This is a genomic window from Erwinia pyrifoliae DSM 12163 (assembly GCF_000026985.1).
GTDB lineage: Bacteria > Pseudomonadota > Gammaproteobacteria > Enterobacterales > Enterobacteriaceae > Erwinia > Erwinia pyrifoliae.
In genome coordinates this window covers 1183788-1197398 of sequence record NC_017390.1, presented here as the reverse complement: position 1 = coordinate 1197398, position 13611 = coordinate 1183788, and the positions used below count along the sequence as shown (strand labels likewise).

Genomic DNA, 13611 nt, shown 5'->3' with positions numbered 1-13611 from the left:
AAGTGGCCGCGGATTATAGGGGGCATAGCCATGGATGACTATCTGAGTTTCCATAATTTATCGAAAATTCCGCCGCGCATCGCACCAAATCCCCCCATTTCTGCGGCTATTTTACGCAGTTGCACGACAGATGAACAGAAAAGCCACCGGGGAACTGTCTGAAATAAGGGCGTTAGCATATTGTTTATCAGGCTGTCAGTAGGGAGCGCCAGGCCATGCCAGAAACCGGTCTGAAAGAGCCTCTTTCCGCCCGGCTTATGTTATTCACAACCCGTTGCGCAGCCGTATATTAGCCTGAGTGGATCGAGCGTAATTCACCTTGTGATAGCGAAAAAAATCGCTGACACTGCGTCAAACGTGACTGACAATGAGGCAGCAATGACCACACCTTCTTTTTTTGTATCCGCCGACTGGCTGGCACAGCATCTGAGCGATAACGACCTGCAGATGCTGGATGCCCGTATGCTGCCTCCCGGGCAGGAAAAAACACGCGACGTCCACGCCGAATATCTGGCAGCTCACCTGCCGGGTGCACCGTTTTTCAATATTGAAGCGCTGTCCGATCACACCAGCCCTTACCCACATATGATGCCGCGCGCCGAGAGCTTTGCGGTAGCGATGCGCGAGCTGGGCATTAACAGTGCTAAACATCTGGTGGTGTACGACGAAGGCAATCTGTTTTCAGCCCCGCGCGCGTGGTGGATGCTGCGCTATTTTGGCGTGGAGCGGGTATCGATCCTGGCCGGCGGGTTGGCTGGCTGGCAAAAAGCGCAGCTGCCGCTGTCCAGTGGCGCGGTCGATGTGGCAGAAGCGGAGTTTGAAGCGGTTGTGGGCTACGGCGAGATCAAGCGCACAACCGACGTGCTGCTGGTCAGCCATGAGGGCGGTGCGCAGATTGTTGATGCCCGCGCCGCCAACCGCTTTCACGGAGAAGTCGATGAGCCGCGTCCCGGCCTGCATCGTGGCCGTATTCCTGGCAGCCTGAACGTTGCCTGGAACACGCTGGTCGCCTGCGGGCGGTTAAAACCCGCCGACGAACTGCGGGCAATCTTCAGTCAACAGGGCGTGGACCTGGCGCAGCCGGTGATCGCCAGCTGCGGTTCTGGCGTTACGGCGGCGGTGGTGATTCTGGCATTAGCCAGCCTCGGGGTGAAAAACATCGCGCTGTATGACGGTTCCTGGGGTGAATGGGGCAGCCGTAATGACCTGCCAATCATCAATGATGCGTTATCGGCCTGAAAAACAGCCTGCTGGCATGAGCGGAACAGTAGCCGCAACAGGGAGATCTTCAACAGGTGATACATTGACCTGTTGAAGACGGATATGCGTGACTCAGGTTAATTGCAGTAAGTCCTGATAGACCGAATCGCAAACCTCCAGCCCGTGCGTCAAACTCTGTTTTCTCGCCTGATAGCGGCGCTGCGAGGGTAATCTGGCCCCCTGCTCTACCACCGATGCGAAGAGATTTTCCGCACGGGCAACATGCTGCGCAACCGCATCGCCGAGGAAACGTTCGGGATCGACAGCTATCAGTAACTCACCGTGATACGGTGAAGACTTGCTGCCCGCGTCGTGAGCCAGCGACTCGGCGCTGGTCAGATCGCCAATCAGCGGGCCGGCAAGCAGCTCTATCATCGTCGACAACGCCGAGCCTTTATGGCTGCCAAACGTCAGCATCGCCCCGTGATCGAGCACTTCTGCCGGATCGGTACAGCTATTGCCCTGCCTGTCTACGCCCCACCCCTGCGGAATAGACCTGTACTCGCGGCGATGGAGTTCAATTTCTCCTCGCGCCACCGCGCTGGTAGCGAAGTCGAAGACGTATGGCTCCCCCTCTTTTCTCGGCCATCCGAAGGCCATCGGGTTGGTGCCAAACACCGGTACGGTTCCCCCCGCTGGCGCGACCCACGCGTGACTGGGCGTGAAGGCCAGCGCCACCAGCCCTGCCGCCGTTACGCGTTCAATTTCAAGCCATAATGCCGAAAAATGGACGCAGTGGTTGATCGACATGGCGGCGATGCCCTGCGTTTTGGCTTTATCGACCAGATAAGGCAGGCCGGTTTCGAACGCCAGAATGGAAAATCCCCCTTGCGCATCGACCCTGACCAAACCGGGCGCAAGGCTATCGGCCTGCGGCCGGGCATCGGGTATCACTTTGCCATTATGCAGGGTTCTGACGCACCCGAGGGTGCGCCACAGGCCGTGAGCCGTACAGCCGTCAATTTCACTGGCGACAAGGGTTTGCATCACCGCATGCGCATTAGCCTGATCAAAACCGGCTTTCAACAGGATAGTTTTTACCAGTTGCCTGGCGTCATCGATGCTGATTTTCATTTATCCCCCCGGATGGCGTCACGCGTCAGTGAGCCATTCACCAGGCGCATAATGCCAAGCGGATTTCCATCTTTCAGGGCGTCTGGCAGCCACTGCTGCGGGTAGTTTTGATAACAAACCGGGCGCAGATAACGCTCAATGGCCAGCGTGCCAACCGAGGTGCCGCGTGAATCGGAGGTGGCCGGATAAGGACCGCCGTGGATCATGGCATCACAGACTTCAACGCCTGTAGGATAACCGTTCACCAGCAAACGCCCTGCCTTTTGTTCCAGCAGGGGCACCAGCAGCGGGTGGGCGTTCACATCCTCCGGCTCGGCAATTAACGTCGCGGTCAACTGACCACGCAGACCGTTGAGAACCTGCTGTAGTTCCGCTTCATCACTGACCTGTACCACAATGGTGACAGGGCCAAATACCTCTTCCTGTAACAGAGCATCGCCCTGCATCAGCAGCCTGGCCTCGGCCTGGAAAAGCTGCGCGCTGGCCTGTTGAGCGTTCTGATCCTGCCCTGCCAGCCAGGTGATGCCGTTATGCTGATGAAACGCGTTAAGCCCCTGTCGATAGCTATGTAAAACGCCGCGATTAAGCATCGTTTGTCGTGGGCTGGCGCTAATATTGTTTTTCATCTCATTAAGGAAGCGGTCAAACGCGCCAGAGCGGATGCCAATAATCATGCCCGGGTTGGTACAGAACTGGCCACAACCAACCACCACAGAGTCCGTAAATTCCCTCGCTATCTTCTCCCCACGCTTTTCCAGCGCGCCCGGCAGCAGGACAACGGGGTTGATGCTGCTCATTTCGGCAAACACCGGAATGGGTTGCGGGCGTGCTGCCGCCATATCGCAGATAGCTCGTCCCCCTTTCAGTGAACCGGTGAAGCCGACGGCCTGAATGGCCGGGTGCTTGACGAGGGTCGCACCAATATCCCGGCCGTAAATCATATTGAATACGCCGCAGGGCATGCTGCTTTTCTCGGCAGCGCGCACAATGGCTGCGGCAACCCGCTCCGCAGTGGCCATATGTCCACTGTGCGCCTTCATCACCACCGTACAGCCTGCGGCCAGGGCTGAAGCGGTATCGCCTCCCGCAGTGGAAAACGCCAGCGGGAAGTTACTGGCACCAAAGACCGCAACCGGGCCGATGGCTAATTTGGCCTGGCGCAGGTCCGGGCGCGGCAGCGGCTTTCTGTCGGGCAAAGCGCAGTCAATGCGCGCAGCGAAAAAATCACCACGGCGCAGTACCTGGGCAAACAGGCGCATTTGCCCGCTGGTGCGCGCACGCTCACCGCGAATGCGTGCTTCCGGCAGCGCCGTTTCCTGCATCACCAGCCGGATAAACGCGTCGTCCAGCGCGTCCAGTTCGTCGGCGATGGCTTCAAGAAAAACCGCACGCTGTTCTGCAGAGGTCGAGCGGTATTCGGCAAAGGCACGCCGGGCTGCAAGGCATGCCTGCTCCGCTTCTTCTTCGGTCGCCTGCCAGAAGCGGTAAGGCAGCGCTTCACCGCTTTGCGCATCAAAGCTGGTCAGCGTTGCGTCACCCTGACTGCTTCTTTTTCCATCAATAAAGTTCTGACCATCAATGTTCATAAGCTTATTCCTGTATTTTCAGTGGGTAAGGTGGAGTGTCATCCGGCAGGCACAATGTTTCCAGCCGGGCCGTTACGATCGGTGGACGAGCCTGTTCCGCTGACCAGTTTTTCAGCCAGCCGAGTGAAGCGTGGCAAATTTTTCCCTGGCAGGCCCCCATCCCGCACCGGGTTTGCATTTTGGCCTGCTTCAGGCCGGCAGCATTTTTCACGGAGCCGAACGCAACGTCTTCACAGCGGCACAGGATGGTTTCATCGGTGACCAGCGTTTTAAGCCGTTCATCCAACTCAAAGGTTTGCTGCAACAGGCCAGCAAAGCGTGACCAGCTTGATTTGGCCTGGCGCCAGGGAGCACATTTTTGCCAGGCTCCGATTGCCTGGAACCCGGCAATAAATCCTTCGGCAAGCGACAATTCACTCCCGCCCACGCCGGTGCATTCCCCGGCGGCGTAGATGTGTGCGCATGTGGTTTGCTGGTCGCTGTTCACCACCACCGCTCCCCTGGCGGTGTTTACCCCAAGGAGCTGCGCAATCTGCACGTTAGGCCGTAATCCATAGCCACAGGCAAGACGATCGCAATACACTTTTCTGAGACGCCCGCGCTGGTTGATCATCACATATTCCAGCTTGCCCTCGCCGTGCGCAGATACCACATAGCTGGCGGGTCGATAGTGCAGATTGCTCAGCGCTAACGCCTGGGCGACTTTTCCGGGCCAGCGCCAAAGTTGTGCCAGCATCCGGCTTAGCGTCCTGATGTTTTGCTGCTCACAGATTTGCACCACCTTCGCGCCCTGCTTGCCTGCCGAATGCGCGCTGGCCAGCAAAAGTGGCCCGCTGCCGGCGATAACCACACGCTGGCCGCTGACATCCAACCCCGACTTAATTAACGCCTGTAATCCGCCGGCACCGGTCACACCAGGCAATGTCCAACCCGGAAAGGGAATAAACAGTTCACGCGCCCCGCTACAGATAATCAGGCGACCGGCCGTCACCTGCAGCGCCTTGTCGGGGGTTTCCAGCAGGAACTGCTCAGGCGCAACCTGCATAATCAAACGCGTCTGCGGCAGCAGCTTGATACGCGGGTCGTGCAAAAAATTCTCCAGGTGCTTCAGCGCCACACGGGGTAAACGGCTTCCCGGACCAGCGCGCCAGATTTGTCCACCGGGTCGGGGATTATCGTCAATCACCAGCACATCAGCACCCGTGCTGGCCGCCGCGATGGCCGCCGCCATCCCGGCGGGACCTGCTCCGATAATCAGTACGTTGGCGGCAAGCTTATTCATGGGTTATCACCGCCATCGCTTCGGTACACAATGTCTGGCAAGCCAGCCTGCGCCTGCCGTCAATATTGACCCGGCACTCCTGGCAGATGCCCATACCGCAAAACGGGGCGCGGCGCTGGTCGGTGACCGAGGTGCGACTACAGCCGTCGGCAACCTGCGACAATGCCGCCGCCACGCTGGCGCCATCCACTACCGTGACGGGCGCGCCGTCGATAAACAGTGCGATCATGTGACTAGCCTCCGGATAAGAAACGGTCGGGTAAATACGCCCCGGCATCCAGCTGGTGATGTTGCTGAAAAATGGCGGCTTTAATCAGATCCGCCGTGGCGGTGGCCGTGGTCACGCCCAGCCCTTCGTGCCCCACCGCAAGCCACAGGCCGCAGCGTACCGGATGGCGCCCTATCAGCGGCAAACCGTCGGGTGAGGCGGCCCTGAATCCTGTCCAGGTACGGATCGCGTTCATCTCTTTAAGAGCGGGGACATACTCACAGGCTCTGCGCACCATCTTGCTGAGCATCCACGGCTCAACGGCAGGATCAACGCTATCGAACTGACGGGTTGATCCCACTAAAAGCTGTCCGGTCGGGCGCGGCTGGATATTGCAGGCGGCAGACGACCCGGTGGCATGGTGAGCGCGGGTGACGTAGCCCAGTTCAACTAACGTTCGGGTGATGCCGTGCGGATAGCGATCGGTGATCAGCAGGTGCCCTTTCTTTGGCACCAGCGGTAATTCGGCTAGCAGTTCTGACGCCTGAATGCCATTGGCAAGGACGATATGTCCGGCCCGGTACTGCCTGCCATCGTCAAGGACGACATAAGGTTCGTTGATGTCGACAACGCGCCCGTGCACCTTTTTGATCTGGGGATGATCTGACATCCATTGTGCGACCACGGGCGCGTACAAAATCCCGTCATCTTTGACCAGCAGACCTCCCTTTAAACCATGACGGATGGCAGGCTCGGCCTGAGTAACCTGCTCTGCTTTGAGCAGATCGCACTCTTCTCCCAGCTGGCGCAACAGATGATATTTTTCTTCGGCCACCGCCATCTCTTCTTCATTGGCGGCCATCCACAACGTGCCGTTTCTGCGATATGCCGCCGCCTCAGGCAAGGCGTGGCTTATCTCTTTCCAACGCTTCAGCGAATAGCGCGTCAGATCGCGCTCGGCAGAGTTGTCATCAAGGATCAGTAGATGACCCATGCCCGCCGACGTAGCGTTGGGCAAGCCGGCGTCAATGACTATGACTTTCAGACCGGCATTGGCCAACGTCCACGCGCAGCAGGCCCCGACAATGCCGCCGCCGATAACAATGACTTCAGCAGCCTCGCGGGCCGACATTAGGGTATCCCCCAGGCAAAGGGATCGTTGTCATCAATCACCAGCGTGGTCTCGGCGCAGATGGAAGCCACACCGCGTATGACCGGCTCAATGCCGGTTACCAGTGGCCGGTACCAGGCTTCAAATACGCTGCCGATCACGCTGGCCTGGCGCCAGACGGTATCAGGAGCCAGCTGGTTATCCGCAGCCATGCAGGCCAGCTTGGCACTGGTGCCGGTGCCGCAAGGGGAGCGATCGTACGCCCCCCCCGGGCATAATACGAAGCTGCGACTGTCGGCGATGGCATCGCTTGCAAACAGCTCAATGTGGTCGACAGGCGCACCGTCATCGCCAAATATCCCTTGCATCAGCAGCGCCTTCTGAACGGCAGTGCAGTATTCGGCTAACTGTGCGAGGTTGTCGCGCTGTACCGCCAGCCCGTGATTGCTGATAAGAAAGAACCAGTTCCCCCCCCAGGCAATATCGCCGGTTACCCTGCCGAATTTTGGCACCTCAAGGGAGAACGACTGCTTATAACGCCGGGCGGCAACGTTGCGCACGCTGACGGAGAGATCTTGATGCAGCACGGCCAGCACGTCACCGACCGGGGTTTCAATTTTGTGTTCGCCGGGAGAGATTTTCCCCATCCAGGCAAGGGAGCGCACCAGCCCGATGGTGCCGTGGCCACACATTCCGAGATAGCCGCTATTGTTGAAGAAAATCACCCCGGCACAAGCATCCGGCGAGACGGGGGGGCAGAGTAAAGCCCCTACCAGGACATCATTGCCACGGGGTTCGAGAATGACGGTGCGGCGATATCTGTCGTATTCTCTGGCAAGCAAATCACGTCGTTCCGACATCGAACCTCGTCCGAGATCGGGAAAGCCGTCAATGACCAGACGAGTGGGTTCTCCACCCGTATGAGAGTCTATGACTGAAATTCTATGCATCAAACTCACCTCATAATATCAAATCCTTGTTCACGAGATTTGACATGTAGATTGTCTAATAATGACTGGCAAACGCCATAAATATGCTTTTTCAGCAAATTAACGGCGCCAGCGATATTTTTCTGTCGACAGAAAGAAATAATTTCTGCGTGTTCGCTGTCGGATTTTTCTTTGCCGTTCGACAGACTGAGCTGCATTCGTAGATAGCGTTCAAGCTTTTGGTTAATCGCTTTGACGGTTTCCACAATCAGCGGGCGATTAGCCGCACGGTAAAGCGCCAGATGGAAATCCCAGTTTAATACTGCCCAGTTCATCACATTCTTGTCGCAGATATATTTATTGCAGGCTTTTTCAATATAAATAAAATCTTCTTTTCCCATATTGGGAATAGCCAGCTCAAGCAGCCTCACCTCAAGGAGAATACGCATTTCAAATAACTGGGCGAGTTCAGCGGCACTCATGCGCGTCACCGTAGCCCCTTTATTTTTAACAAACAACACTAATCCTTCTGCTTCGAGTTTTTTTAACGCCTCTCTGACTGGGATCTTACTGACGTTAAATTTCCTGGCTATTTCATCCTGTCGAACAGGCTTATCCTCTGCGAAATGACCGTTCAGAATGGCCCGGCGTAAATATTGCGTAATGACATCTGAAGTTGAAGGCGCGCTGCTTAAATCAGGCGTTTCGAACATATTCATATTTACCTTGTAAATAAGAGTCTGTCGGCCTTCAATATCTTCAGGAACTACCACATGTTCCCGGTAAGCGAACTAAAGACCAACATCGGGTAATACAGGGCGGGTTTCCATAGCAACACGCATAATTTCATAGACGTGTTCACGATCTGCACCCTGTAAAGGCAGGCGTGGCGGGCGAGTCAGCGCACTGCCACGCCCGGCAATTTCTTCACATAGCTTGATGCACTGTACCAGATCCGGACGGGCATCAAGGTGCAGGATAGGCATCAGCCATTCATATATTGGCATAGCCTCCTGATAACGCCCCTGCTGGCACAGGCGAAAAATGGTTTCGCCCTCTTTGGGGAATACGTTCGACATGCCGGAGATCCAGCCTTGTGCGCCAACGGCGAGGCTTTCCAGTACCACGTCATCCAGTCCAGCAAACAGAACAAAGCGATCGCCAACCCGATTACGCACGTCAATAAAGCGGCGCGTATCGCCAGAGCTGTCTTTGAAGCAGACAATATTTTCACAGTCTGCGAGAGAAATCAGGATATCCGGCGTGACATCATTTTTGTAAATCGGTGGGTTATTGTAAACCATCACCGGGAGGTTAGTATGATTGGCGACATAGCGGAAATGCTGAGCCGTTTCATGGGGTTTGGCGGAATAGACCAGCGCTGGCATGACCATAATGCCGTCTACGCCAACGCTTTCCACGGACTTGGCTACTTTAGCAGCGCCCTCGCTGGTGAATTCGGCGATACCGCAGATCACCGGAATGCGGCCTCGGGCAGCATCCTTTGCCACCTGGGTTACCGCCATTTTTTCCTCGATGGTCAACGACGTATTTTCACCGACGCTGCCACAAACAACCAGGCCCGAAACGCCATCTTTTACCAGATTGCTAATAACGGTATAGGTTGCTTCAAGATTAATGGAATAGTCATTATTGAATTGAGTTGATACTGCCGGAAATACACCGGACCAGTTAACGCTGTCAGTCATCATAGTTTCCTTTTATAGAATGAATAAATTATTAACCGTAGGTACTCACCGAGGCTTTCACATTTTCCTCTTCAATCTGTACGTCAGTCACCTCATCATATTCAAAATCGATAAGATGATGTGGAATACTCACGGCCACGGCCCATTGATAAATAATAAAGGCAACAACGGCCACAACCACACTGTCCGCTGGATGAGAAATATAGCCGTGACCGCCGAAGCTTCCTGCCCATGAAATGGCAATTATCATGGCGTAGTAGGTAGTCAGCCAGGAAGATGAAACAATTTGCTGCTTCAGGCTGATTCTTTTAGTCGGCACATGGCGGCCACAAAGGATATAGATAACGAACATGGCAATCTGCAAACTTAACAGCCACGAAAGCGTCGCCCACCCCGACCAATAGATAATCAGTGATGCAATCATAAACGTCACAGGCCCGATAACGTCGTACCTTGCTACACGAAAGGGACGCGGAAGGTCCGGGCATGTTTTACGTAATGCGCCTACTGAAATGGGGGCAAGGGCATAACTTAATACCAGAGCCGCAGATACCACGTTAATCAGCGCTTCCCACGATGGAAACGGCAATGTCCAGAAAATAGAGAGGCCAAAGGTGAGCCACAACGCACGGCGTGGAATACCGGATTTACCGTCAATCTGCGTGAAGCAGCTGAACAGCGTCCCCGATCTCGCCCAGGCATAAACGATGCGGGGCGTGGCGTTCATATAGATATTACCCGCACCGGCCGGTGAAACGATGGCATCCGCCACCACCATATAACCCAGCCAAATCACGCCTAACATCAGCGAGATATCACGGTAAGGCAGTGTAAATTCCTTGCTGATACTATGCCATCCCTGCGCCAGCATTTCGGTTGGAATACTGCCGACAAAGGCCAGCTGCAACGCGGCATAGATAGCGGTAGAGAGTAAAACCGACAGGATCATGGCGATGGGGATCGTGCGTTGCGGATTTTTGACCTCGCTGGCCACTGCGATAATCGGGGTTAAGCCAAGGTAGGCAAAAATCACGCCTCCGGCAGATACCGCCATTTCAACCCCGCTCATCCCGAAGGGGGCAAAACTTGCAATGGTGAGATTGACCGGCTTAAAGAAAGTGAAAAGGGTAAACAGGACCAGTAGCGGGACAATAAATTTGAAGACGCTGATGATATTGTTGGTTTTAGCAAAGGTTTTCACGCTGTTGTAATTGATGTAGAAAAAGCCGCACAACAGTACAAACTGGAATAGCCATCCAACCCCTGTTGGGTTGCTGCTACCCGGCTGCGTCAGCTGTTCGAACCAGGCTCCGGCATACTGGCGCGCGGCAACCACCTCTATTGCAACCAGGCTGGTGAAAGCGATAACGGTAATGGATCCCATCATGTAACCCAGCAATGGCCCGTGGGAAAATACCGGGTAGCTGATCACCCCCCCTGCGCGCGGCAGCGCCGCGCCGAGTTCACAAAAGACGATGCCGAGCAGCAATACGGCACCGCCACCAATCAGCCATGAAAAAATCCCGGCCGGTCCCGCAATCGATGAGACGTGACTGGCGGCAAATAACCAACCTGAACCGAAAATGGCACCCAAACCAATAAACGTTAAATCGGTCAGCGTTAACTGCTTTTTAAATTTTCCAGTCATAAACACCCCTGTATTTTATATTAAATCAGCGTATTCAGAAGCGCATTAAAACAACAAATGCAATGGTATATCGTATATGATGTTAATTTTAATAATTTCCAGCAACCATGCCAATATTATAACTTATTGATAAATATATAATTAATCACAGAATGCCAGTTTCACTGAATAGTGATGCTGTCTGGTAATGCATCAGTTGCACCAACATTGCACAGCGGATATGAATAACGCCAGAAATTTCAAAAAATTTGAATCAAAAAGGTGATCTCGCACAGAGGAATAAGCAAATAGGGTTGCGGGGAAATGGGTCGGTCTCACTATTATCAGACGATGAGGCAATATTACAGGCGCATCCGCAGCAGAGGGGTTTAGCTTTTTTCATCCATCCCCTGCCGGGAATAGTTGATGTCGCTGATGCGCCTTCGAGGTTTATTTAGTCGATGTTTTTAACGTTGAAGTCGCGCAGGAAGCTGCCCCAGCGACGCTCATAGAACGGGGTAATATGGGCAGTAAAGAAATGGCTGATGCCCTTCTCCCCCTCTGCCACCCGACAAATATCAATCGGTTCATCGCCCGGTAGCGTATCGGTTGCCACACTGCCCGCCGCCTGAATAATCGCGTCGATATCGCCATCGGCCTCAATGCCAATCAGCAGATTGGCTGGCTGGTCTGCCGACTCTTTGATCTGCGCCATGTAAGCACGACGCACATGCTTTAAGCCGGCAAACAGCTGGGTGAGTGAATCGACCATCTGCGCCGGGGGGGTTACGACTTCGGACAGTAACAGCGAGGTTCCTCCCTCCAGCACCGTCTGCTGGCTAAGGGCATTGCTGTCATCGCCCAGTAAATGCGTGATTTCACGCGGCGTAAACTCTTTACCGCTATCCAGCTTCGGGTTGAGGAACAACGTTTCACCCAGAGTCATGGCAAACAGCGTACGCACCGGCATCACCAGATATGCCTGTTCGCCACTGACTGCTTCCTCCAGCGCATTGACCGAGGTGAAAAACGGAATGATGTCAGTACCGTCCTCTTTTTCCCAGTGCTGCAAGTCAACCGGTGAGCGGGCATCAATCGGCTGTTCGGGCCGTGCACTGACGCCCGGCACGATAACGCTGGCCTCCATCAGCAGGGCGAAAAACTCCGGGCGGTGCGCAGGTTCCGTCGCCGCCAGTTTCAGCACGTCTTCCAGACGCGGATTAAGGTCATTCATTGGGGTATTCCAGTTCTACACGGTATGTTCAACGGACAGGCCAGCTAACAGGCTCGCCCTGATAATGGGGCAGTAAGGGGCGGTTTATCACCGCCGCCCTCTTGCTATGCGCGGCTGAGCAGCAGGTTAGCCAGGGTGCGCACGCCCAGCCCGGTTGCACCGGCAGACCATTGATCTACGGCACCTTTGCGGTAGGTGGCTGAACAGTCAATATGCAGCCAGCCCTGCTTGTAGTCGCGAACGAAGTGCGACAGGAAAGCCGCTGCGGTGCTGGCACCGGCAGAATGGGCCGGGCTGGCAATATTGTTGAGGTCGGCAAAGTTTGACGGCAAATGGCCGCGATGGAACTCCGCCAGCGGCAGACGCCAGAACGGCTCGTTTTCCCCGGCAGCACTGGTTAACAGCGACTCGGCCAGCGCATCGTCAAAGCTAAACAACGCGTGATAATCATTCCCCAGCGCGGTTTTTGCGGCGCCGGTCAGCGTTGCAGCGTCAATAATCAGCTCCGGGTTAAGCGCACTGGCATCGATCAGGCCATCGGCCAGCACCAGGCGCCCTTCCGCGTCGGTATTCATCACCTCAACGCTTTTGCCATTGCGATAGCGAATGATATCACCCAGCCTGAAAGCGTTGCCGCTCACCATATTGTCGGCACAGCACAGGATAAGCTTTACGCGCTTGTTCAGGCCACGGCTGATGGCCAGCGCCAGCGCGCCGGTCAGAGTCGCCGCTCCGCCCATATCGGACTTCATTGAGTCCATAAAGCCACTCTGTTTCAGGCTGTAGCCACCGGTATCAAAGGTAATTCCTTTACCAACCAGGCAGGCAAACACCGGGGTTGCATCGTTGCCGCCCGGATTGTAGTCCAGCGTCAGCAGTACCGGGCTGCGTGAGGAGCCACGGCCTACGGTATGTAGCCCCATATAATTTTGCTGGCGCAGATCGTCACCTTTGGTAATGCGATAGCTCACCGCATCGCAGGCAACATCACACAACAGATCGATCGCACGCGTGGCCAACTGCTCCGGGCCAAGCTCTTCCGCTGGCAGATTAATGATATGACGTACCCAGTCAACCATCTTCAGGCGGTTTTTGAGTTCCTGCTGGTCGGTGTCGCTTAACGCTGCCCACTGCACTTCGCGCTCGCCTTTCGGCCCGCGATAGCCTTGCCAGAACGCCCAGCTGTTCTCCAGATCCCAGCCTTCGCCGCTCAGGCTAACGTGACGGATGCCCTGGTTGTCGATTTTGCGCGCGGCGCGCTGAATGGTCACCAGCGGTTCGCTGCCGTTCAGGTGGATGGTCATACCCTGATCGTTGCTGCTCAGTATCGCTTTTTCGCCCCAGCGTGGGTCGGCCGTGGCCGTTGACAGAGTAATATTCATCGGGGGGGTCATCGCATGGCTCCTTATCATTTTCGTCATTTTCGTTATTTTCGTCGGTTTTGCCGACCGCTGCGCTGCGCCGTAGCACGATGCTAGTTGAATTCGTCAGGTCAGACTAACAGAAATCTGTCAGGGAAGTTTTCACGGGATGCGGTCATGGAGAGCAAAACGGGCCGGATAATTCCGGCCCGTTAAGTAAACGGCTGTGG

12 protein-coding genes are annotated in these 13611 nt (G+C 55.3%); 1 reads left to right on the top strand and 11 read right to left on the bottom strand.

Annotated elements, in window-relative coordinates; genetic code table 11:
* The first annotated feature begins 378 nt into the window (after window positions 1–378).
* Window positions 379–1239: a 3-mercaptopyruvate sulfurtransferase gene (gene sseA, locus EPYR_RS05345; protein ID WP_014538671.1), complete on the top strand. Its 861-nt coding sequence runs from the start codon at window positions 379–381 to the stop codon at window positions 1237–1239.
* A gap of 93 nt (window positions 1240–1332) precedes the next feature.
* On the opposite strand, the gene EPYR_RS05340 is transcribed toward sseA, so the two are convergent.
* The 11 genes from EPYR_RS05340 to pepB all read right to left on the bottom strand — a co-directional run bounded on the left by EPYR_RS05340 (window position 1333) and on the right by pepB (window position 13414).
* Entirely contained in the window at window positions 1333–2334 is a 1002-nt protein-coding gene (locus EPYR_RS05340; RefSeq protein WP_012667390.1) for an Ldh family oxidoreductase, read from the bottom strand.
* Entirely contained in the window at window positions 2331–3920 is a 1590-nt protein-coding gene (locus tag EPYR_RS05335) for an aldehyde dehydrogenase (NADP(+)) (RefSeq protein ID WP_012667389.1), read from the bottom strand. Before EPYR_RS05335 ends, EPYR_RS05340 begins: the two co-directional genes overlap by 4 nt.
* A gap of 4 nt (window positions 3921–3924) precedes the next feature.
* Window positions 3925–5202: an NAD(P)/FAD-dependent oxidoreductase gene (locus EPYR_RS05330; RefSeq protein ID WP_012667388.1), complete on the bottom strand. Its 1278-nt coding sequence runs from the start codon at window positions 5200–5202 to the stop codon at window positions 3925–3927.
* Window positions 5195–5431 carry a 2Fe-2S iron-sulfur cluster-binding protein gene (locus EPYR_RS05325; protein WP_012667387.1) on the bottom strand — a complete coding sequence of 79 codons (237 nt, stop codon included), beginning with the start codon at window positions 5429–5431 and terminating at the stop codon, window positions 5195–5197. The genes EPYR_RS05330 and EPYR_RS05325 overlap by 8 nt, the downstream gene beginning before the upstream one ends.
* A 4-nt stretch (window positions 5432–5435) precedes the next feature.
* Window positions 5436–6542 carry an NAD(P)/FAD-dependent oxidoreductase gene (locus EPYR_RS05320; RefSeq protein WP_012667386.1) on the bottom strand — a complete coding sequence of 369 codons (1107 nt, stop codon included), beginning with the start codon at window positions 6540–6542 and terminating at the stop codon, window positions 5436–5438.
* The gene (locus tag EPYR_RS05315; RefSeq protein WP_014538670.1) at window positions 6542–7471 is read right to left on the bottom strand and encodes a 4-hydroxyproline epimerase; all 930 of its coding nucleotides are present in this window, start codon (window positions 7469–7471) and stop codon (window positions 6542–6544) included. Before EPYR_RS05315 ends, EPYR_RS05320 begins: the two co-directional genes overlap by 1 nt.
* A gap of 5 nt (window positions 7472–7476) precedes the next feature.
* On the bottom strand, window positions 7477–8169 hold the full coding sequence (locus EPYR_RS05310; protein WP_014538669.1) for a GntR family transcriptional regulator: 693 nt from the start codon (window positions 8167–8169) through the stop codon (window positions 7477–7479).
* Window positions 8170–8241: 72 nt separating this feature from the next.
* The gene (locus EPYR_RS05305; RefSeq protein WP_014538668.1) at window positions 8242–9162 is read right to left on the bottom strand and encodes a dihydrodipicolinate synthase family protein; all 921 of its coding nucleotides are present in this window, start codon (window positions 9160–9162) and stop codon (window positions 8242–8244) included.
* A 28-nt stretch (window positions 9163–9190) separates the two neighbouring features.
* The gene (locus EPYR_RS05300) at window positions 9191–10807 is read right to left on the bottom strand and encodes an APC family permease (RefSeq protein ID WP_012667382.1); all 1617 of its coding nucleotides are present in this window, start codon (window positions 10805–10807) and stop codon (window positions 9191–9193) included.
* A 433-nt stretch (window positions 10808–11240) separates the two neighbouring features.
* Window positions 11241–12020 carry an enhanced serine sensitivity protein SseB gene (sseB, locus tag EPYR_RS05295; protein ID WP_012667381.1) on the bottom strand — a complete coding sequence of 260 codons (780 nt, stop codon included), beginning with the start codon at window positions 12018–12020 and terminating at the stop codon, window positions 11241–11243.
* 104 nt (window positions 12021–12124) lie between these two features.
* Window positions 12125–13414 carry an aminopeptidase PepB gene (pepB, locus tag EPYR_RS05290; protein ID WP_014538667.1) on the bottom strand — a complete coding sequence of 430 codons (1290 nt, stop codon included), beginning with the start codon at window positions 13412–13414 and terminating at the stop codon, window positions 12125–12127.
* Between the last annotated feature and the right edge of the window lie 197 nt (window positions 13415–13611).